The 305-nt window shown below is 64.9% G+C and carries 1 protein-coding gene; it reads left to right on the top strand.

The genetic code is table 11. The annotated features are described in order from the left end of the window. The coding region (locus tag F0Q45_RS27110) for a hypothetical protein (RefSeq protein WP_262491216.1) at positions 1 to 305 on the top strand (305 nt) is incomplete at both ends.

Genomic DNA, 305 nt, shown 5'->3' with positions numbered 1-305 from the left:
CCTGGGTATGGTTCGGTGGGTTACTGGGTCGAGCATGTACGCAAGCCGGTGCGCTTTGCCGATGGTGTGGCCCAGGCTGAAGCGTTGGGCGCCACCACCTTTGTCGAGGTCGGGCCTCATGCCGGGTTGGCCGGGGCGGTGCCGTTGCTGGCCAAAAACCGCCCCGAAGCCCAGTTCCTGCTCACCGGGCTCGGCCGGCTGTTTACCGACGGCGTCGCGATAAACTGGCAGCACGTGTTCAACGGCCTAGCCGCCCACCGAGTCGAACTACCCACCTACGCCTTTACCCGACAACGGTACTGGCT

This window comes from Mycobacterium simiae (assembly GCF_008370645.1).
GTDB lineage: Bacteria > Actinomycetota > Actinomycetes > Mycobacteriales > Mycobacteriaceae > Mycobacterium > Mycobacterium simiae_A.
Note: the sequence above shows the minus strand (reverse complement) of the source record. Positions and strands in the feature narration are given on the sequence as shown.